This window comes from Sorangium sp. So ce394 (assembly GCF_051474665.1).
Lineage (GTDB): Bacteria > Myxococcota_A > Polyangia > Polyangiales > Polyangiaceae > Sorangium > Sorangium cellulosum_D.
This window is the reverse complement of the sequence record NZ_CP150339.1, coordinates 2837281-2857645: the sequence shown is the minus strand read 5'-3', so window position 1 is coordinate 2857645 and position 20365 is coordinate 2837281. Positions and strand designations below refer to the sequence as shown.

Genomic DNA, 20365 nt, shown 5'->3' with positions numbered 1-20365 from the left:
CGCGCTCTCTCGACGAGCGCCCCCGGCGCGCCGCGCCGCCGCTCCACCCCCGGGAGCCCGTCCGCCGCCTGCGGCGCCGGCAGGCCTCTCCGCCCGCCGCGCCGGCCGGGATGCACGCGCGCCGCGCGCCGCTCCAGCGCCGCGCCGCGTAGCGCGGCAGCGAGCCGCGCGTCGCGCCGATGCCGGTCGCCGCGGCCCTGGGCGCCGTCGCGGGGACCTCGTCCACCCGCGCGCCCGGCCTGGCTCAGCGCGCCGTCGCTGCGGCGTCCTCACCCCCCGGACGTCTTAGTCGTCGGATTGTCTCGTCGCGGCCGGCAGGCCCGCTCGCGGCGCCTCGAGCTGTAGAGAAACGCGAGGCGCGCCTTCTGCGCCCTATTCAGACTCGTCGGACGGCCCGGTGCTCGCGGGGGCCGGGGCCGGCGTGCTCTTGCGCGCGCCGCGCGAGCCCCCGCCCTTGGCGGGAGCGCGCTTCGCGGCGGCGCGTCCGCCCCGGGGCGCGGCCGCCTTCTTCGGCGCGGCGGCGCGCTTGCCGGCCGCCTTCGCCTTGCGCTTCGGAGCGGCCTTCTTGGCGGCGGGCTTCTTGGCGGCCGCGCGCTTCGGGGTCTTCTTGGCGGCGGCGCGCTTCGGGGCGGCCTTCTTCGCTGCCTTCCGCGCCGGCTTCTTCGCGACCTTCCCGGCCTTCGCGGCGGCCGGCTTCTTGGCCGACTTCGTCACCTTCTTCGCAGGCTTCTTCGCGGTCTTCTTAGCAGCCATTGGAAATCCTCCTGCATTTGCCCCGGCGCGGCGGACATCGCCCAACGTCCTCGCCGCTACGAACTCCTGACCGAGGCAACAGATGTTGCACGACGTATATTGCCACGCATGGTGATGGTCAAGGAAAATCTTGCAGGCCCTAAACCGATGTATCCCATGTGTTCCAGGCAAACTGGTCCGCAAGCGTTGCGAGGGTAAACGCCGGATCAGGCCGTGGCGAAAACAACCAGACCGCACTGGACAACGGATTTTCGTTGACAATCGCTCGAATGTCTGTCTTGGCCCTCCGCGCTCCTCCCTGGCGATCGCGCGCCCGCGCGGCGCGGCGAACGGCGCCGGAGAGCTCATGCTCGCATGGAGCACCAGCGTTGCGCAGGCTCTAGAGAGCCTTGTGCGGCGCCATTCGCCTCGCTACGGTCGCGCCGCCGGCGCGGCGCCCCTCATGGCCGAGCGCCGCGCGGCTCTAGGAGGAAAGGTATGTTGGTTCGTCGCTCGACGTCGTGGTTGCTCCTGGGTGCAACGCTCCTCGCCGGCTCTGGGCCGCTCGGGTGCGGCTACTCGGAGGAGGAGATGCAGGCGAAGGTCCGCGAGATCGAGGGCCTGAAGACCCAGCTGAGCGCCGAGCAGGCGCAGAACAAGAAAGCCAAGAGCGAGCTCGACGAGGCGGCGGCCCGGATCGAGCAGCTCAAGTCCCAGCTCAAGGCCGCGGGCGTCGACATCTCCAACCTGAACGCGAACCTCGAGCAGCAGGCCCGGGCGCTCGAGGACTTCCGCCGCCGCGCCCAGCAGCTCGAGGACATCAAGAAGCGCTTCGAGGTCCTGCGGGAGAAGCTCCAGGCCCTCACGAAGCTCGGCCTCAACGTGACCGTCCGCAACAACCGGATGGTCATCCAGCTGCCCGGCGACGTCCTCTTCGACTCCGGCCGGGAGACGCTCAAGAAGGAGGGCCAGGACATCCTGCTCAAGGTGGCCGAGGTCATCCGCAACGACGCCGGGCTGTCGTCGCGCTCCTTCCAGGTCGCCGGGCACACGGACAACGCCCCGCTCGCCGGCGGTCGCTTCAAGGACAACTGGGGGCTCAGCGTGATGCGCGCTCGCGAGGTGCTGGCGTTCCTGCTCCAGCCCCAGGACAAGGGCGGCGGCGGCCTCAAGCCCGAGAAGTGGAGCGCCTCCGGCTACGGCGACACCGACCCGGTGAAGCCGAACGACACCCCGGAGAACAAGCAGGCCAACCGGCGCTGCGAGCTCGTGGTGCTGCCGAACGTCGAGGAGATGCTCGACCTGAAGACGCTCACCCAGTGAGGTCTCCGGCATGAGCGTCGCGGCCATCGACATCGGGACCAACTCGGTCCTCCTTCTCATCGCCGAGCGCCGCGGGGGTGAGCTCGTGGCGCTCGTCGAGCGCGCGACCATCACCCGGCTCGGCCAGGGGGTCGACGCGGCGCGCGCGCTCGCGCCCGAGGCCGTCGCGCGGACGCTCGCCTGCCTCGCCCGTTACGGCGAGGAGCTCAGGTCCCTGGGGGTGGAGCGCGTGGACGCCGTCGGGACCAGCGCGATGCGCGACGCCGCCGGCGGCGAGGAGTTCATCGCCCGCGCCCGCGAGCTCCTCGGCGTGGCGCCCCGCGTGATCTCCGGACCGGAGGAGGCGGAGCTCACGTACGCCGGCGCGCTGACCGGGCTCGACCTGCCGGCCGAGGGCCCCAGGGTCGTGTTCGACGTGGGCGGAGGCAGTACGGAGATCATCGTCGGCGACATCGGTGGCGCGGTGGAGCGGGCGGTGAGCCTCGACGTCGGGAGCGTCCGGCTGACCGAGCGCCACATCCGCGCGGATCCGCCGGCCGCGGAGGAGCTCGAGGCGGTCCGCGCGGACGCCCGGGCCGCCCTGGCGACGGTCCCGTCCGTGCGCTTCTCCTCGGCGCCCACCCTGGTCGGCGTCGCGGGGACAGTGACGACCCTTGCCGCGCTCGTCCGCGGCGTCGCGCCGTACGACGGCGCCCGCGTGCACGGCGCGCGGCTCTCCGGGGCGGAGATCGTGGCCACCACCTCCCACCTCGCCGCCCTGACGCTCGCCGAGCGCAGGCAGCTGCCCGCCCTGGATCCGGCGCGCGCCGACGTCATCGTGGCGGGCAGCGTGCTCATCGAGGAGATCCTCGCGTGGGCCTCGCGGCTCGCCGGAGCGCCCGTGGATCTCGTCACCTCGGATCGCGGCGTCCGTTGGGGACTGGCCGAGCGGCTCTGCGCCGCCTGAGCCCCCGGCCCGTTCGAGGTACGGACGGCCACAGCGGTAGGTACCGTTGTGGCTGCCAGATTTTTCGACCCATCCCACCCCGGTCAGGTCCGCCACCTCTCCCGGAGACGCCCGCTCTGCCCTAGACTAGGGGGCGTGAGCCAGCGTGCATCCACGCGGATGCCCCCATCGGTGCACACTGTGACCCCGCCGGATCCCGAGAGAAAAACCAGAATGATCACGCCACGATGGGTCATCTTCGGGGATTTTCGTTGACGTATTTAGGCCGGCTCACTAGAGTGCGCGCGCCTGGCGCAAACTGGCCCTTGTTCGAGAGGGCCGTTCCCCCAACTTCAATCCCTTCCGCCCGGAACCGTCCGCTTCTACCGCCGCTGCTCAAGATTCCACTGTGCACGCCGGAGCACCGACCTCTCGAAGGTCATGGCGGTGGTGCTCGCGCGTCTGCTTCTCGCACAGCGGTCTCGAGAAGCGGCTCACGGCTCTTTTCTAGGAATGCGCGACGGTGTCTGTCGGTTCTGCGGGTCCAGGTTCAACCGCATGTTCAACGGCCGCTTCCCGAAGAGGATTTCGGGAGGCAGACGAAAAAATAAAGAGACGGCGGGGTGGAAGGCAAAGGAGACGATATGCAGGCTCGTTCGGAGATCCAGTTCAAGGTGGGCGACAAAGCCGTCTACCCGGCCCAAGGCGTTGCCGAGGTTGTCAACATCGAGGAGAAGGACATCGCTGGGAATCGCCAGCGATTCTACGTTCTCCGCATCTTGGACACGGATCGCAAAATCATGGTCCCTGTCAGCAACGCGAGCGCGGTCGGCCTTCGCCAGGTCATCTCTGAACAGGAAATCCGGGAAATCTTCGACATCCTCCGCGAGCGTACCATCGCGTTCGACAATCAGACCTGGAACCGCCGCTACCGCGGTTTCATGGACAAGATCAAGACCGGGTCGATTTACGACGTCGCGGAGGTGCTCCGCGACCTCTACCGCCTGAAGACGGACAAGCAACTCTCGTTCGGTGAGCGCCGCATGCTCGACACCGCCCGGACGCTGATCGTCAAGGAGATCGCGATCGCCCGGGGTCAGACGGAAGAGCAGGTGAAGACCGAGATCGAGGCGATCTTTCTCGCCAACTGAGGCGAACCCTCATGGCTAGCGGCCATGTGGCCGCTGCCGATGGAGGCCGGCACTGCCGGCCTCCGGGCTTTTGTGGGCCGGAAATCTCGCGCAGGGGCAGCGCGCCGCGGCCGGCGCCGGCCCCGTCGGGTCGAGCGCGCTCAGAGATCGCTGCCCGGCCGCTTCTGGACGGGCGGGAGCGCGGGCAGCGCGAGATCGACGCGCCACCCTGCGTCCTCGTAGACGCAAGGGATCTGGGCGCGGTCGCCCGGCAGCAGGCCGGCGACGTCCACCAGGGCGTGGGCGCCGGCGATCTGGGCGACGTACCGCTGGGGCTCGAAGCGCAGGAGGAAGCGGGACGGCGTGATCATCGCCTCGGGCGCGATCGCCTTGCCCGTCGCCGCGCTGTAGCGCTGCGCGCGCGCGGCCAGGTTGTCCCGAGCGCGCCGGGACAGGAGCTCGAAGGCGGCCTTGGCGTCCGCCGGGTCGCCGTGGAGCTGCCGCAGGCGGGCGACGAGCTCCCGGACGGCGCCGTCGGGCGTGCCGTTCGGGGGCCGCCTGCTGCACCCGGCCGAGGCGAGCGCCGCGACCGAGAGCGCGACGGCCACGCCGGCCCGAACGAGGCGCGCGACCGCCCCTCCGCCGCGGTGCCGTGCGTGCTGCCGGTGCGCGATCATCGGCCCCCTCCCTTAGAACGATGCCCCGCCGGCGTCCACCGCGCGCGCCGCCGCGCGGGGGTGAAGCCGCGCGCTCGCTGCGCCCCGCGGCGTCACCCCGGCGCGGCGCCCGCGAGCGCGCCCACCTGGCGGAGCGCCTCGTAGAGGACGATGGACACCGCGTTGGCCAGGTTGAGGGAACGCACGGGGCCCAGCGTGGGAATGCCGAACACGTCGTCGGGCATGCGGGCGAGGAGATCGGGATCGAGGCCCACGCTCTCCTTGCCGAAGACGAGGGCGTCGCCCGGCCGGAAGTCCGCGTCGAGGTAGCTCCGCTGCGCCACGGCGCTGAACAGGCGCAGCCGCGCGTTCGGGTGCCGGTGGCGAAAGTGAGCGATGTCAAGGTGCTGCTCGAGCGTGACCAGGTGCCAGTAGTCGAGCCCCGCGCGGCGGACGCTCCGCTCGTCGATGCGGAACCCCAGCCGCCCGAGCAGGTGCAAGGGGCTCTGCGTCGCAGCCGCGAGCCGCGCGATGTTGCCTGTGTTCTGCGGGATCTCGGGCTCCACCAGCACGATCCGGAACGGCGGATCGAGCGGCGCCGCGCGGAGCCGGGGGCGACCATCTTTGAGCACGCCCTCTCTTTCCGCGACGCGCCCGCGCGCCGCAAGCCCCGAGCGGAGGGATCGCGCGCGGCTAGGCTCACCCTCACCCTCACCGCCGCCGCCGCCTCGCCGGGTGCCGGCCCACGCGCCGCGCGCAAAACGCGATCGGAAGCGGCCGAGGCGCCTCTGTCCGCTTGACGGCTGTACGAGCGGACACGTAGCCTCCCGCCTCGGAGACACGGAATGCGCGCATCGTGCTGGATCGCATCGGCTATTGCCCTCGCGGGGGTGGCGTCGTCCTCGCTGGCGGCTGCAGACTCCATGGACCCGGCGCTCGCGCGGCTCGTGCGCGACCGGGCTTCGAGCGCCGGTGCCGCCGCGCCCTGCAGCGTCCGAGGGCCGGACGGCGGCGTCTATTACAACCCCGCGTCGGGCTACGAGCGCTGCCTGACCGACGACGCGGCGTTCGCGAAGCTCATCGCGCAGTACGGCTTCGCGGTGGCGCCCTCGGCGATGCACTCGGCGCGGACCACTGGCTACGGCGGGTTCGAGATCGGCATCGAGGCCGACTACACGAAGATTGACAGCGAGGCGGACTACTGGAAGCGCGGCACGCAGGGGCCGCCGGATCCGGCGAGCGGGCAGTCCTCGATCGAGAACCGGAGCCCGGACTCGTTCCTGCAGCACTACTCCCTCAAGGTGCGCAAGGGCTTTCCGTTCGGGTTCGAGCTGACCGGCGCCGTCGGGTTCCTCGCCAACACCAGCCTCGTGAGCGGCGGCGCCGACGTGCGCTGGGCGCTGTTCGAGGGGTTCCGCCGGGGCGTCCCCGCGATCTTCCCGGAGTTCGCCGTCGGCGGCAGCGTCCGGACGGTCACCGGGACCGAGGAGTTCCAGCTGACGGTCGCCGGCTTCGACGCGCAGATCTCGAAGCCTCTGCCGATCGGCGGCACCGTGGTCATCACCCCGTACGCCGGCTACCAGTGGATCCACATCTTCGGCGACTCGGGGCTGATCGATCTCACCCCGAACACCGACGCCGTGAGCTACTGCAACTTCCGCGGGCTGAACTCGCCCGCGAACCCCGTGCAGGGCTCGAACGGCGAGACGCTCCCCCACGACGGCCAGCCGGTGTGCGACGGCGGCTCCCAGGCGGACTTCAACAACACCGTCGTGTTCGACGCCGTGCGCATGACGCGCCACCGGCTCCACTTCGGCGCGCAGCTGCGGTTCCAGATGGTCAAGCTCGGCGCGCACTTCGTCACCGACGTCGTGAGCCCCGAGGACGCGAACCAGGGCTCGAAGCACGAGATCAACGGCGAGAACAAGTTCGCCGGGCTCGGGTCGCAGTGGACCCTGGCGCTCGATCTCGGCGCCGTGTTCTGAAGCGCGCCGCGCCGCGCCGGGACGCCCGGCGCGGCCGCAGCCCCTCAGCGCTTCGAGCTCAGATCGGGCAGCGCGTAGCCGAGCTCGGCGAGGAGCGCCCGGAACGCGCGATCCTCGTTCCGCGCCACCGTCAGGTGCTCCATGAACTTCTTGAAGTTGCCCTGCGCGGCCGCGTCGGCGGCGCGCTCGCTGTTCTCGAGCACGAGCAGGAGGTGGGGGTGCGCCTTGGAGACGGAGGCTGGGCACTCCATCTTGCTCGCCACCCGGGCGCGCGCCTCGGCGAGCGCGTGCACCACCATGATGAGCTCCTTGTCATGGGTGCGCGGCAGCAGCATGTCGCCTTCCCTGCGCGCCTCCTCGAGGAGCAGGCTCGCCCGGTCCAGGTAGCTCCCGGCCCAGGCCGGCAGCGCGACGAAGAGCGAGCAGAGCGCGAAGGTGAAGGCAAGAAACAGGTGACGGATCATCGGCTGGGTCCTCGGTCGTTCACGGATTGCTCGGAGGAGCTCCCGCCGGCTGGCGGGGCCCCCGCGCCCTCGGGCGCGCCGCCCGCGGCCTCGGCGGGCGCTCGTTCATCGGATGCGGCCCTGGGCTCCGGCGCGGCGCACGCCACCAGCGCGGCGCGCGCGGCCGCCTGCTCCGCGAGCTTCTTCGACCGGCCCCGGCCGGTGCCGATGACCTGGCCATCGACCTCCACGGCGACGAGGAACGCGCGGTCGTGGTCCGGCCCCTCCGTGCCCATCAGCCGGTAGCGCGGCGACGCCGCGCCGCGCGCCTGCACGCGCTCCTGCAGCTCGCTCTTCGCGTCGCGCCCGAGCATGCTGCCGCTCGCGAGCTGCGCGAGCGGGCTCGCGACGATCTTCCGGCTCAGCGCGCGCGCGCTCTCGAAGCCGCGGTCGAGGTAGAGGGCCGCGACGAGCGCCTCGGCCGCGTCGGCGAGCACGTTCGTCTGGTCGCGCTCCCCGGCGACCTCCGCGCCGCGCCCGACCCGGAGCGCCGCGCCGAGCTCGATGCCCCGCGCCCACGCCGCGAGCGCGTCGGTGTTGACCAGCGCCGAGCGCATCATCGAGAGCTCCCCCTCGCGCGCCCCCGGGAACCGCTCCATCAGGAGCTCCGTCACGCAGAGCCCGAGCACGGCGTCCCCCAGGAACTCGAGGCGCTGGTTGTCCACGCGCCGGCCGCCCCGCTGCTCGTTCGAGAAGCTCGGGTGCGTCAGCGCCTCCTCGAGGTGCGGCAGCTCGCCCTCCAGCCCCAGATCCAGACGTCGCAGCAGCTCGCTCGGGAGCATCGCCAGCACCTTGCCCACGCGCGGGGTCAGCCCGTGCTCAGGCGGTCGGTCAGCTCGGCCAGCTCCAGGTCGAGCGCCGTCAGACCGCCAGCGTCATGCGTGGACCACGCGACCCGCACCTTGCCCCACGACAGCTCGATGTCGGGGTGATGGTCGCGCCGCTCGGCCAGGAGGGCGACCCGCATCACGAAGCCCACGCTGGCCCCGTAATCCGGGAACGAGTAGCTCCGCTCAAGCCGCTCGCCCGCCTGCACCCAGCCCGGGTGAGCCGCGACGAACCCGGCGATCTCATCGCCCGAGAGCCGATCACGCTTGCCCATGGGGCGCAACTATGAGCTAAGCCCCGCCTCGGTGGAACCCCGAATGCGGACCTCGCCCCCCGCGCGCCGTCCGCCGCGCGGCGCGCCGTCCGCCGCTCGCCGCGCGCTCGGCCGCTGTGCGCTATACCTCCCGCCGCGATGACCGGGCTTTACGCCTGCCCCTTCTGCCGGGAGATGTTCGAGGCGAGCGAGGCGCCCACCTGCCCCGCCTGCGGCCTCCGGCTGGAGGCGCTCTCGAAGCTCCCCCCCTCGTACGAGGCGCTCCACGAGGACCCCGACGCGCCGCTCCCGCCGCACATGGAGCCGCTCCCGTGGACCTACGTCGGGCGCGGCAGAGGGGCCCTGCTCGCGCTCGCGGTCCTCGGCCTCGCGGCGTTCTTCGCGCCGTGGGTCCACGAGACCGCCCCGGAGCTCCGCGACCTCAGCGGCTTCGGGCTCGCGCGCAGGCTCGGGTGGATCTGGGCCCCCGCGGTCGCGTTCTTCGTGATGATCCCGCTCGTGCTGACGCGGCGCTCGATCCACAAGATGCGCGGCGCCCGCGTGGCCGTCGCGTTCCTCGCCGCGGTCGCCCTCACCACCGTCGCGATGCGCCTGCTGTTCACGCCGGCCAGCACGCTGCTCCGTCCAGTCCGCTTCGCGTGGGGGTACGGGCTCTACGCGACCGGGGCGATCGCGCTCCTCGCGCTGGCGACCGCAGCGTTCTTCGGGGGAAGGATCGACGACCTCCCCACGGGACAGCGGCGGCGGGGCGACGAGGTGCTGCACTGAGCCCGCCGCGCGTGGCGCGTGGCGCAGGACAGGAAACGATGGCCGATCTCCGGCATCGTGACGCTCTCCGCTCCGAGCGCAGCGCCGATCCCGCGCCGCGAGGGTGCCGGTGAGGCCGGTGAGCATCGCGCTGCGGGCGCGCATGCGGAGGCGCGCCCGGCACGCGGACGGGAAACGCGGACGGGAAGCGCGGCGGGAAGGACGACGGGAAGGACGACGGGAAGGACGACGACGAGCGCGCCCGGGGGCGTCTCGGGTCGACAGGCCAGCTCGTGCGACGTAACCTTGGTGGGAGTGGCCTCCGTCCGCTCCTCGAAGGTGCGCAATGGCCAAGAAATCTGCCAGCGTACGCCGTGAGCTCTCGCGGGACGACGAGGTGTTCGACGTCCCCGCGGCGGTGCTCTGCGCGTGCTGCGGCCAGCCCGATTGCGCCGGGTGCGCCGCGGCGACCGACGAGGGCTCCGGGGTCGTCGCGATCATCCCCTGGGAGCGCACGATCGACGGGGTCTGGTCGCGGCTCTGGGCCACCTCGAAGGCGACCACGCTGGGGGCCGAGACGTTCTTCGCGGCGATCCCCGACGGCGCGATCTCGGCGGCCATGCGGTTCGCCCTGCTGGCGGAGACGCTCGCGATCCTCTCGATGATCGTCGCGCTCCTGCCCGTCGCCGCGCTGGCGCTGCCGGGCCTGACGCTGGAGCTCGCCCGGAACCCGGCCGCGCGCGAGAGCGCCCTCCAGTGGCTCGCGCTCGGCGTCCCGGGGCTCACCGTGTGGATGGTCCTCGCGCACGCCTTGCACGGCGCCGCGCTCGACCTCGGCGCGCGCCGCCAGGGAGCGCGGCCCGAGCGACGGCGCGCGATCCGCTTCGGGCTCTACGCGTGCGGCTGGGACCTCATGGCCGGCCCGCTCGGCGCGCTCGTCATGCTCGTCACCGGCGGCGTCAAGGGCGCCGAGCAGCTCCTCTCGGCCTCGCTCCGGGTGCCGGGCAGGGCCGCCACGGCGCTGCTCCTCGGGGTCTACGCGCTCCACCCCGGCGCGGCAGAGCGCGCTCGACGCGCCGGCAGCCTCGCCGCGCTCGCGCTCACCATCGCCTCCGGCCTCGCCGCCATCGTGCTCGCCGTCGCCCTCAGCTGACGCTCGCCCCCGATCGAGCGCGGCGATCCGAAGGCGTCGGCGCCGCGCTCCGCGCCCGGTCGCCGCGCCCGCGCCAGGTCGCCGCGCTCCGCGCCGGTCGCCGTGCGTCAGCGCATGTCGTTGCGCGGCACGGGCGACGGCGGGGGCGCGCCCGGGCGGCGGCTGCTCGCGAGGGTGCCCGGGCGCTTCAGCGGCTGCAGATCGCCCGTCGAGGTGACGTCGATGAGGTCGACGAGCTCGGGCGCATGGCCCGACACGTCCTGCGCCCGCAGGCGCTCGAGGAGCTGCTTCACCTGCGCCTCGGCCTTGCCGTGCGCGAGGATCTGGCGAATGGACGGCGCCTCCTGCTCCAGCGAGCGGCTCACGGGCCTCCGGCTCTGGCGCCGCCACAGCACGGCGAAGCGATCGCCCTCCGGCACCGGCTCGGGCACGAGCTCCGCGTCCTTCACCCGGGCGGCGGCCTGAAGGAGCCCCGAGGCGACCTTCAGCCCCGGCTCGGACGTGGCGCCGTCAGGCGCCACGAAGCCGAGATCGCCGCCGCGCATGCTGGTCGCCTTGTCGAGCGACCTCTCGCGCGCGATGTCCTTGAACCGCTGGGGCGACGGGTCCTTCTTGAGCTCCGCCAGGATCGCCTCGGCCTCCTCGCGCGTCGCGACCAGGATGCGCCAGAGCGCGACCATCGCCGGGGAGCTGAACTTGTCGCGGTGGGCCTCGTAGTAGGCGCGGACCTCCTCGTCCGTCACCGGGGAGCTCGCCGCCGCCTCCGCCTGGAGCCGCTGCAGCAGCGCGGCGCGCAGGACGCTGCGGACGCGATCCTGCACGTCGGCGCGCTCGGTGAGCTTCTGCGCGGCGGCCCCCTGGGCGAGCAGCTGCTCGCGCACGAGGACCTGGCTCACGAAGTTCTTCCGGATCTCCTCCGGCGTGCGCCCGAAGCTCTGGAGCTGGAACGGCGGGATCTGCGCGAGCCTGCGCTCGACCTCCGGCGCCGTGATCACCCGGTCGCCGACGCGCGCCACCACCGCGTCCGCCGCGCCGCCGGCCGGCGTCTGCGCCTCGGCGCGGAGCGAAAGGCCGGTCGACGCCGCGCACACGGACGCCACGGCGGCCGCGGCGAGGGAGAGCTTCACCGTTCTCGCGCGCATCGGAGCGGTTATCCCCGCGCGGGCGGGCAAGGTCAAGCCGCGCCGCGGCGCGCGGCCTCGGCGGACGCGCCTTGCTCTCCGCGCTCGCTGCCCCGCAGCACCCCCGCCTTCCGCAAGGCGTGCGCGTCGAGCCCGACGAACCGGTACACGTCCGCGGAGAAGCCGTAGGCGCGGTGGAGGTGCCGCAGGCCCTCGACGAGCTCGGCCGTCACCTCGACCGGGGGCGGCGGCGGGTACGCCTTGCGGATCGAGGCGAGCGGCTCGCCGAGCTCGAGGAGCTCCTCGACCCGCGACAGGACGTCGATCGGCTTGAGCGCGCGCTTGCCGCGCCGCGCGACGCCCTCGGCCAGCTCGGCGAGCAGGCGCCGACGCCGGCGCTCGGTGCGGCCGTCGCCGGCGCGGCCGCCGCCGCCCAGCAGCAGCTCGTTGAACCGGCGCGCCGCCCGGCGCTTCTCGACCGCATCCGGGCTTCCCCGGCGGTTCTGCGCATCGCCGTTCCGCTTGGCAGCACGGGGCGCTTTGGTGGATCCGGCCCTGGCGGCCGGCGAGCTCTTCGTCTTCACGATCCTCGGCAGGAGCACAGCGGCGCTCGAGGAGCCGGAATTCCCCGGCACATCTTGTTGCTGTCCCCGCAGTATAAACAGCTCATCCCCCGCTTCGAAGAAAGCGGCGAGCGCGGGGGCGGCGCGCGCGGCGCCTGCGCGTCAGCGTCCGCCCTCGCACCACGCGAGGGCCGTTCCGACCGCAGCGATCACCCAGGCCGGCCACGTCGCGCGCGCGAAGCCGGCGAGATCCGAGAGCGCGCCGCGCCGCGCCCGCCGCGCGGCCTCGGCGTGGCCGATCCGGCGCAGCTCCTCGCGCTCGATCTGCGCGTGCTCCTCGTCGTCGAGCGGATCGCTGCCGGCCAGGTGGTGCAGGTGGTGGGTCACCTCGTGGTCGATCGTCTCGGCGATCTCCGCGTCCACGTCGAACCCGGGGTCCGCGCGAGCTTCCGACCGAAACGTCCGGTAGAAGATCCGGATCTCCGGAGGGCGGGCGATCCCGAGCTCGTCCGCGGGCGTCCCGGGCGTGTAGCAGCCGAGCAGCGGCTCGCCGCCGTCGTCGCAGGCGGGCACCCCCGCGTCGATGAAGAGATCGATGTTCCGCACGCCGCGGGCCGCGTAGATGCGCTCGGCCGCCGCGCGGACGCGCGCCTCGAAGGCGTCGAGATCCGGGAAGGCGCCCGGCCTCCCCGCCGGCGCGCCGGGCTCCTCGGGATCGTCCGCGCCCGCTTCGGGGGCGCGGAGCGGCGCGCGCGCGAGCTCGCGCTCGAGGGGCACGTCGAGATCGTTGCGGGCGCCGCAGCCCTGGCAGCGGTGGACCGCGACGAGCCGCGCGGGGTAGCGCGCCTCGTGGTAGAGGTCGACGATCGCCGCCCACGCCTCGTCCGGCGCCGCGGCGAGCGCGTCGGCGATCACCTTCGCGCGCCGCTCGCGGCCGAGCGCCGCGATCCCCATGGCCACGACCAGCGACGGCGTGATCCGGAGCGCGCCCTCGCCGGGCAGGCGGAGCAGCGGCATCGCCTCCTCCACGGTCCGCTCGGCGAACCGCACGCCGCGGCAGACGGCGCGCCCCACGCGCAGCGCCGGGATCGGGTGCAGCGCGCCGAAATCGAACGGGCGATCGAGCTCGGGATCGTCGAGCTCGCCGTCGGTGAACGGCCCGATCTCGAGCAGGCGCGACGGGGCGACCTCGAACGGGGCGCCGCAGTTCTCGCAGGTGTACGCGCCCGGCTCCTCGGGGACGACGCCGGCCGACGCGAGGAGCGCGCGCAGGACATGGGCGTCGGCGAGCGGGAGGCCGAGCGGATCCAGCGGCGCGCCGCGCGCGTCGGTCAGGACGGACGGGCCCGCGAGGACCTGCACGTCGCGCGCGCACCTGCCGACGGAGGAGCGCTCGTCGCCGCCGCGGCCCCCGGGGGCGCCGAAGAGGGTCGCGGCCTCGGCGCGCGCGGCGGCGTCCGACAGGCGCACCACGGTGCCGGAGGGGAGGTGGACCTGATCGGGCAGCGGGCGTTGCGCGGGGCTCGGCATCGCTCGGCGCCTATAAAGAAACGCGAGCGCGTCTTCCAGCGCGGCGCGGCCTCGTCGCGCGCCTTCCAGCGCGGCGTGACGTCGTCGGGCGTGGAGCGCCGCCGCGGGCCGTCGTCGTCAGGGGTCCTCGGTCGCCGGCGAGCCGCCGGGGCCGCCCTCGCCGGGCGGAGCCGAGGAGCCCCACCCCTCGCGGTCCCTGCCAGGGCCGGAGGGCTCGCGCGGCAGCCGCCCGCCGTCCATGCCGGCGGCGCTGGCGATCCCGGCGGCGCTGGCGAGCTCGGCTGCCACCGCGGCGGAGAGTGAGCCTCCGCTCAGCGGGGACGTCCCCGCGACGGTGGACACCGGCGACGGCTCCGAGGACATGCGATCGCGGCGGCGGCCTCGACCGAGCACCGGCGCGCGCTCGCCGTCGCCGGCCGGATCCGGCGCGGCGGCGCCGACGCGATGCACGGTGGGGCGGAGCTGCATGCGCCCGAGCGACAGGCTCGCCGCGCTGGCCGGAGGCACGCTCGACGAGGGCTCCGCGCCCACCGGGATGCCCTTCCCGAAATCGAGGTACCGGGTGATCGCTAGGGCGTAGATGAGCTTGCGCACCGTCGACTCCGGCGCGACCCCGGACCGGATGAGCGCGGGGAGCGAGGGCGCGGAGCACTGGACCACGTCGAGCACGGCGAGCTCGCCCTCGCTGAAGCCGAAGCGACCGGGCTCGAGGGCGGGGTGCAGGCGGAGGGGCACCGACTCGATCCGCTCCAGGGTCCGGTGGAGCCGCGTCGAGCGCTCGCCGTGGTCGCGCAGCCCGGCCCAGAGGAGCCCGAGCGGATCGACCTTCGCTGGATCGCCCCCCCAGTCGGCGAGCACGTCGAGGCCGTCGAAGTAGCGGTACTTCGTCTCCGGAGGCAGGTCGAAGAGGCGCACCATCCGCCGCACGAACTGGATCTGCGCGAGCCAGTCGATGGTCGGGGCGTCGAGGAGCCCCGTCAGCAGCAGCACGTCGCCGAGGAGGCCCCTGGTCGCGAGCGCGTCCGACAGGATGTCCGCGGAGATCACGCCCTCCTCGAGCAGGATCTCGCCGAGCCGGGCGTAGCCGTCGCTCGGGCGGATCTTGACCGGGGATCCGCGGACGATCCGCAGGGTGTGCTCGGCGCCGGTGGGCTCCACCAGGATGAGCGCGCCGGTCAGCCGGTGGTCGACGGCATAGACGAAGAGGTGAGCGAACGGCGTCCGCTCCAGATCTCCTTCCGCCGTCGCCGGACCGTCGGCAGACATCCTGCGTCAAGCTACCATAGCGCACGGGCGCCGGAGCCCCTTTCTCCATGGCGCGCACGACGGAGGCGCGGCGGGGGTCGCGGCGTCACGGACCGCGGCGAACGGGGCGCGGCGCTGCGCGCTTCCGGCGCGCGGGGGCGGCGCCTGCGGCGCAGCGGCGCCCGCGCGTCGGGCCGTTCGCCACGGGTTCTTGTCGCTGCCGACGCGCGCTCGACGCACTCTGTTGCTTGCGCGCGCCGTCGGGCGTCGGCCGCGGCGGTTCCGCGCTACGGTGGCAAGCATGCCGCGCGGACATGTGCTGGTGCTCGATGACGAGCGAGCGATCTTGACGACATTGCAGAAGGCCCTGTCGCTCGAGGGCTACACGGTCGACGTCGCCGGCGGCGTCGGCGTGGCCGAGGAGAAGCTGGCGAAGCGGAGCTATGACATCGCGCTCTTCGACGTCTCGCTGCCGGACGGCGACGGCGTCGAGCTGCTCCAGCGGATCCGCGCCGCGGGGTCGGAGATCCCGGTCGTGATGATGAGCGGCCACGCGACGGTCGACGCCGCCGTCCGCGCGACGCGGCTCGGCGCGATCGACTTCCTGGAGAAGCCGCTGTCGACCGATCGTCTGCTCTTGGTGCTCGAGAACACCCTGCGCCTGGTCCGCGCCGAGGCCGAGGCGAAGGCGCTCCGGACGCAGACCGGCCAGGTGGGCGAGCTCATCGGCGGGAGCCGGGCGATGCTGGAGCTGCGCGAGCAGATCGCGCGGGCGGCGAGGGCGACCGCGACGGTGTTCGTGACGGGCGAGCGCGGCACCGGCAAGGAGCTCGTCGCGCGCGCGATCCACGCGGCGTCGAAGCGGGCGCGCGGGCCTCTGGAGAAGATGAACTGCGCGGCGGTCCCGAGCGAGCTCATCGAGAGCGAGATGTTCGGGCACGAGGCGGGGGCGTTCACGGGCGCGACGAAGCAGCGGCGGGGGAAGTTCGAGCGCGCGAGCGGCGGGACGCTGTTCCTCGACGAGGTCGGGGACATGCCGCTCGCGATGCAGGCGAAGCTGCTCCGGGTGCTGCAGGAGCGGGAGATCGAGCGCGTGGGCGGGAACGAGACGATCAAGGTCGACGTGCGCGTGGTGGCGGCGACGAACCGCGACATCGAGGCCGCGTGCCGCGAGGGGCAGTTCCGGCCGGACCTTTACGATCGGCTGAACGTGCTGCCGCTGTCGCTGCCGCCGCTCCGGGCGCGGCGCGAGGACGTGCCGCTCTTGGCGCGGCATTTCCTGGCGCTCGCGACGCAGGCGAACGATCGGCCCGGGATGGCGTTCACGGAGGGCGGGATGCGGATGCTCGTCGCCTACAGCTTCCCGGGGAACGTGCGGGAGCTGCGCAACATCATCGAGCGGCTGGTGATCCTGACGCCGGACGAGACGATCGACGAGGGCGACGTGAAGGTCTGCCTGGGCGGGCAGCAGGCCGCGATGAAGGGCGGGATTTTCCGGCCGGGGGTGCCGTTCCGGGTGCTCGCGGAGGAGGCGGAGCGGACCATCCTGGAGGAGGCGCTCGGCCACTACGGAGGGCAGATGGCGGCGACGGCGCGGGGGCTCGGGCTGGAGCGGAGCCACCTGTACAAGAAGTGCAAGGCGCTCGGGTTGCGCGGGGACAAGGGGGAGGCGGAGGACGAGTAGCCGGAGGCGGCGGCGGCGGCGGCGACGGCGACGGCGACGGCGAGGGGGCCCTGCCGGGGGGCCGCGCCGAGGGGAGGGTCTGCGCGGCGGCCGCGGGTGGGCGCTCGGCCATCCGCCGAGGCGGGGGCGTGGGAGCTTGCGCTGAGAACACCGCCCGGCATGTCTCCCTTCGGGCCTTGCCACCTGGGACGTTTCGTCGCGCGCCACACAAGGCGCGCCTGAGACGTGAGAGCCCGCTGGGACCTAATGGCACCTCGGTCGGTGCTCGCCGCGCCCACCCGCGGCCGCCGCGCAGACCCTCCCCTCGGCGCTACGGGCGTCCTTTCCAGACCGTTTCCGGTTCCCCGACGGCTCCCAGCTGCCTCTTCGAGACCGTTTCCGGTTCCCAGGGGGCTCCCCAGCTGCCTCCTTCGGACCATTTCCGGTTCCTCGAGGGCTCCCCAGCTGCCTCTTCGAGACCGTTTCCGGTTCCCAGGGGGCTCCCCAGCTGCCTCCTTCGGACCGTTTCCGGTTCCTCAAGGGCTCCCCAGCTACCTCCCCCGGACCGTTTCCGGTTCCCAGGGGGCTCCCCAGCTGCCTCCTCCGGACCGTTTCCGGTTCCTCAAGGGCGCCCCAGCTGCCTCCCACAGACCGTTTCCGGTTGCCCGAGGGCTCCCCACCTACCTCCCCAGACCGTTTCCGGTTCCCCGACGGCTCCCAGCTGCCTCTCCGGAATCGTATCCGTTCCGCCGAGGGCAGGCCGTGCTCGTCGAGCGCGAGGGTGGGGGGGAGCGTTGTGTTGCTGTGGTCGCCCCGGCGCCTGGCAGCTTGATCTGACACCACGCGAGCGCCGGAGGGGGTCTCCGCGCGGCAGGGCGCGGGTGGGCGCGGCGAGCACCGACCGAGGTGCCATAAGGTTCCAGCGGGCTCCGCCTCTCAGGCGCGCCTTGTGTGGCGCGCGACGAAACGTCCCAGGTGGCAAGGCCCGAAGGGAGACATGCCGGGTGGTGTTCTCAGCGCAAGCTCCCCCGTCCCCGCCTCGGCGGATGGCCGAGCGCCCACCCGCGCCCTGCCGCGCGGAGACCCCCTCCGGCGCGTGCAGCCCGGATCTCCGCCCTCCCCTCCCCTCCACCCCTCGGCATCTCCCCTCAATCCGGCATCGCCCGCGGCGCCGGCGGCGACGCCCCCCGCATCGCCTTCTGGTACTCGAGCGCCTGCTTCGCGTAGTCGTCCTGCTTCATCTTCGCGTACGCCTTGGCGAGCTCCCCGTAGATCTCCGCCGCGTCCCCGGGCCGCGCGCCGGCGATGAGCGCGCTGTTCAGCTCGTAGATCGCCGACACGTGCCGCCCCGTGCGCGCCAGCGCCCGCGCGTACAGCCGGTGGATCTCCGGGTTCGCCACGTCGACGTAGATCGCGCTCTCGCCGACCTTGCGCGCCTCCTCCCACGCGCCGCGCTCCACGAGCAGCCGCAAGAGCCGCCGCCAGACCCGGCGATCGTGCTGGTCGAGCAGCGAGAGCCGCCGCAGCGCCGCGAGCTCGCCCGCCACGTCCTTCTGCCGGCGCGCGAGGTCGTAGAGCCCCTGCAGCGGCTCCGCTTGCGTGGGATCCAGCCGCGACGCCGCCTCGAGGTTCGCCTTCATCCTCGCCGCGTCCTTCTTCAGCTCGGCCAGATCCGCCAGCTTCATCCGCACCACGTAGCCGTCGTGGCCGTCAGCGACCATCTTGCCCAAGAGCCTCGCCGCCTCGTCGAGCTTCTTCTCGCCGAACGCCGCGCGCACCTTGAGGTAGTTCGCGTCGGGCTGCTTCGGGTCCACCCGGAGCGCCTCGGCGAGCACCGCCTCGGACTCCTGGTGCTGCCCGTCCTTGTCCAGCGCGAGCGCGAGCTCGACCAGCCGCCGCGCGTCCTTCGGGGCGCGCGCCGCCGCCTTGCGCGCGTCGTCGAGCGGCGGCGCCTGGAGATCGGGGACGTACTGCTTCTCGTAGCGCTCGAGCCGCGGCTTCAGCCACGCGCGGAAGCGCCGATCCAGCTCCTCGGTCCCGACGCCGAGCGACTCCTTCACGACCTCCGGCGTGCGCTTGCCCGCCGCCCACCGCGGCAACATCGACACGACCTTCGAGAAGCCGAACTCCTCGACCATGAAGACCACGATCTGGCTCGCCGCGAAGTACGCCATCGTCACGTCCGAGATGTCGTCGACGTGCGTGAAGGCCCGGTTGAACCCCGCGACCGCCGGGATCCTCCCGCCCTTCAGCGCCGCGAACAGCGCCGGATCTTCCTCGCGGTGCCACTCCGGCCGCCGCACGATCGTCTCGTACTCGCTGAGCCCCTCGGTGAACCAGCGCGGGACGTGGTTCTTCGAGAGCTGGATCGCGAAGACGTGCCCGAGCTCGTGCCACAGCACGTTGCCCCAGTTGAACTCCGCCGCCGCCGGGCTCAGCGCGGCGAGCGTCTGGCCGAAGCAGACGCCCTGGATCCCCACGTTGGGCAGGCCGCTCGTCCTCACGCTGAAATTCTCCGTCGACGCGTAGAGCTCGATCGAGACCGGCACCTTCGGCGTGAAGCCGTAGCGCTTCACCATCGAGCCCCAGGCCTCCTCGAGCATGCGCGGCACGTACCGCTCGAGGATCGCCCGCTCCTCCTTGTGGTAGCGGACGCGGAACGTCTGCCCCTCCACGGTCACGTACTGGGTGGCGATGTCCTTCTCGTAGAGGTTCAGCGTGTTGAAGACCCGGACGTTGAAGCGATCCTTGTCCCACGCCTTCTGGAGCGCCTGGAGGCCGCTCTTCTCGTCGCCGGCGCGGATCAGGTTCAGCCCCAGCGTGGCGTGCGCCTTCGCGTCGCTCGGATCGACCTGCGTCGCCTCCCCCATCATCTTGACGATGTCGTCGTAGCGGTGCTCCCACTCCGCGAACTCGCCGACGATCTGGAAGAACCGCGAGAACTCCGGGTTCAGGCCGAGCACCTTCGCCTTGAGCGCCTCGAAGCCGGCCGCGTCGTCGGCGAGGAACCTGCCCGCCGCCTTGATCGAGAGCAGCTCCAGATCGCCCGGGTTCACCTGGAGGCCGCGGCCTGCCGCGGCGTCCGCGGCGTCGATGTCCATGTCGCGGAGCGCGAGCCCGGCGCGCACGAAGTAGGCCTCGGCGAGGTTCGGGTTCACCGAGAGCGCCTGCGCGATCTCGCTGTCGGCGCCGCCGAAGTCGAGCGCGCTGTCGAGCTTCACGCGCGCCATCGCGACGTGGACCATCGGGTCCTTCGGGGCGAGCTTGAGCGCCTCCTTCACCACCTGGCCGGCGTGGCCCGGGTCGTACTTGTCGAGGAACAGCTCGGCCCGCCAGAGCAACGTCTCGACCCGCTGCTTGCCGCCGACCTTCTCGGCCGCGTTGAACGCGTCGTTCGCGTCGCGCGCGCTCCGGAGCAGGTGCGCCGCGCGCCCGACCAGCGACAGGCCCTCCGCGTCGTTCGCGGTGATCTTGTCGTCGTTGTAGTCGTCGATGATCGTCATCAGCGGCGCGCGCGCCTCGCCCCGCTTGCCCGACTGGATGAGGAGCTCGCCGAGCACGAGCCGCGCGCGGCGGGCCTCGTCCTCCCGCTCGACCTCGCGCGCCGCCGCGATCGCCTCGGCCAGCTTCCCGCGGCGCGCGAGCGCCTCGGCCCTGAGCGGCGCGGCCGCGATCTTCGCCTCCCTGCCGAGCGCGGCGGCCGCCTTCGCCGTCTTCGCCGCGTCGTCGTAGCGGCCCGTCGCGAGCTCGATCCGCGCCTTCGTGAGCAGCGCGGCGGCGCGCTCCTTGCCGCCCTGGAGCGCGACGAGGACCTTCTCGGCGCCGGCGTAATCCCCCTGCGCGACGAGCGCCTCGGCGCGCGCGAGCGAAGGGGGCGGCTCCGCGGACGCGGGCGCCTGGGCCGCGCAGGCGGCGGCGACGAGGAGGGCGGCGAGAGAGCGGCGGATCGAGTGGCTTCGCATGAGACCCCGTGCGCAACCGTGCGCC

At 73.0% G+C, this 20365-nt stretch carries 18 protein-coding genes; 7 read left to right on the top strand and 11 right to left on the bottom strand.

Features of this window, described 5'->3' with window-relative positions:
• Positions 1-372: 372 nt before the first annotated feature.
• A complete protein-coding gene (locus WMF33_RS10640) occupies positions 373-753 on the bottom strand; it encodes a hypothetical protein (protein ID WP_061628413.1) in 381 nt (126 codons plus the stop codon).
• A gap of 477 nt (positions 754-1230) precedes the next feature.
• On the opposite strand from WMF33_RS10640, the gene WMF33_RS10635 reads away from it, so the two are divergent.
• The 3 genes from WMF33_RS10635 (at position 1231) to WMF33_RS10625 (ending at position 4131) form a co-directional block, all read left to right on the top strand.
• Complete coding sequence (locus WMF33_RS10635) at positions 1231-2055, top strand: OmpA family protein (protein WP_437319210.1); 825 nt, start codon at positions 1231-1233, stop codon at positions 2053-2055.
• A 10-nt stretch (positions 2056-2065) separates the two neighbouring features.
• Entirely contained in the window at positions 2066-3001 is a 936-nt protein-coding gene (locus tag WMF33_RS10630) for a Ppx/GppA phosphatase family protein (RefSeq protein ID WP_437337038.1), read from the top strand.
• 623 nt (positions 3002-3624) lie between these two features.
• Positions 3625-4131, top strand: coding sequence for a CarD family transcriptional regulator (locus WMF33_RS10625; RefSeq protein ID WP_012234339.1), 507 nt, complete (start codon positions 3625-3627; stop codon positions 4129-4131).
• 140 nt (positions 4132-4271) lie between these two features.
• Here the strand turns inward: WMF33_RS10625 and WMF33_RS10620 are convergent, their stop codons facing one another.
• Both WMF33_RS10620 and WMF33_RS10615 read right to left on the bottom strand, forming a co-directional pair.
• Entirely contained in the window at positions 4272-4787 is a 516-nt protein-coding gene (locus WMF33_RS10620; RefSeq protein ID WP_437337037.1) for a hypothetical protein, read from the bottom strand.
• A 92-nt stretch (positions 4788-4879) separates the two neighbouring features.
• Positions 4880-5398, bottom strand: coding sequence for a tRNA (cytidine(34)-2'-O)-methyltransferase (locus tag WMF33_RS10615; protein WP_044987962.1), 519 nt, complete (start codon positions 5396-5398; stop codon positions 4880-4882).
• A 291-nt stretch (positions 5399-5689) separates the two neighbouring features.
• Between WMF33_RS10615 and WMF33_RS10610 the strand changes: the two genes are divergently transcribed.
• The gene (locus tag WMF33_RS10610; protein ID WP_437337036.1) at positions 5690-6751 is read left to right on the top strand and encodes a hypothetical protein; all 1062 of its coding nucleotides are present in this window, start codon (positions 5690-5692) and stop codon (positions 6749-6751) included.
• Between the two features lie 44 nt (positions 6752-6795).
• Here the strand turns inward: WMF33_RS10610 and WMF33_RS10605 are convergent, their stop codons facing one another.
• From WMF33_RS10605 to WMF33_RS10595, 3 genes are read right to left on the bottom strand one after another with little or no spacing between them, the layout of a single operon-like run.
• Positions 6796-7215 (bottom strand): hypothetical protein, encoded by a 420-nt coding sequence (locus WMF33_RS10605; RefSeq protein ID WP_020734115.1) that lies wholly within the window; start codon positions 7213-7215, stop codon positions 6796-6798.
• Positions 7212-8036: a ribonuclease III gene (rnc, locus tag WMF33_RS10600; RefSeq protein WP_044987960.1), complete on the bottom strand. Its 825-nt coding sequence runs from the start codon at positions 8034-8036 to the stop codon at positions 7212-7214. The genes WMF33_RS10605 and rnc overlap by 4 nt, the downstream gene beginning before the upstream one ends.
• A 26-nt stretch (positions 8037-8062) precedes the next feature.
• Positions 8063-8356, bottom strand: coding sequence for a 4a-hydroxytetrahydrobiopterin dehydratase (locus WMF33_RS10595; RefSeq protein ID WP_020734113.1), 294 nt, complete (start codon positions 8354-8356; stop codon positions 8063-8065).
• A gap of 138 nt (positions 8357-8494) precedes the next feature.
• Here WMF33_RS10595 and WMF33_RS10590 point away from each other — a divergent pair, with 138 nt between their 5' ends.
• Together WMF33_RS10590 and WMF33_RS10585 are read left to right on the top strand one after the other, a co-directional pair.
• Complete coding sequence (locus WMF33_RS10590; RefSeq protein WP_437337035.1) at positions 8495-9124, top strand: hypothetical protein; 630 nt, start codon at positions 8495-8497, stop codon at positions 9122-9124.
• Positions 9125-9449: 325 nt separating this feature from the next.
• Positions 9450-10256 carry a hypothetical protein gene (locus WMF33_RS10585; RefSeq protein WP_437337034.1) on the top strand — a complete coding sequence of 269 codons (807 nt, stop codon included), beginning with the start codon at positions 9450-9452 and terminating at the stop codon, positions 10254-10256.
• A gap of 107 nt (positions 10257-10363) precedes the next feature.
• Here WMF33_RS10585 and WMF33_RS10580 read toward each other — a convergent pair whose 3' ends face one another.
• From WMF33_RS10580 to WMF33_RS10565, 4 genes are all read right to left on the bottom strand, one after another.
• Positions 10364-11398 carry a peptidyl-prolyl cis-trans isomerase gene (locus WMF33_RS10580; RefSeq protein WP_437337033.1) on the bottom strand — a complete coding sequence of 345 codons (1035 nt, stop codon included), beginning with the start codon at positions 11396-11398 and terminating at the stop codon, positions 10364-10366.
• A 32-nt stretch (positions 11399-11430) separates the two neighbouring features.
• Positions 11431-11961, bottom strand: a complete 531-nt coding sequence (locus tag WMF33_RS10575) for a hypothetical protein (protein WP_437337032.1) — start codon at positions 11959-11961, stop codon at positions 11431-11433.
• Between the two features lie 141 nt (positions 11962-12102).
• Positions 12103-13470 (bottom strand): metallopeptidase family protein, encoded by a 1368-nt coding sequence (locus tag WMF33_RS10570; protein ID WP_437337031.1) that lies wholly within the window; start codon positions 13468-13470, stop codon positions 12103-12105.
• Between the two features lie 117 nt (positions 13471-13587).
• Positions 13588-14736 carry a hypothetical protein gene (locus WMF33_RS10565; protein WP_437337030.1) on the bottom strand — a complete coding sequence of 383 codons (1149 nt, stop codon included), beginning with the start codon at positions 14734-14736 and terminating at the stop codon, positions 13588-13590.
• A gap of 280 nt (positions 14737-15016) precedes the next feature.
• Here WMF33_RS10565 and WMF33_RS10560 point away from each other — a divergent pair, with 280 nt between their 5' ends.
• On the top strand, positions 15017-16399 hold the full coding sequence (locus WMF33_RS10560) for a sigma-54-dependent transcriptional regulator (protein ID WP_437337029.1): 1383 nt from the start codon (positions 15017-15019) through the stop codon (positions 16397-16399).
• 1127 nt (positions 16400-17526) lie between these two features.
• Here the strand turns inward: WMF33_RS10560 and WMF33_RS10555 are convergent.
• Positions 17527-20340: a tetratricopeptide repeat protein gene (locus WMF33_RS10555; protein ID WP_437337028.1), complete on the bottom strand. Its 2814-nt coding sequence runs from the start codon at positions 20338-20340 to the stop codon at positions 17527-17529.
• Positions 20341-20365: the final 25 nt, after the last annotated feature.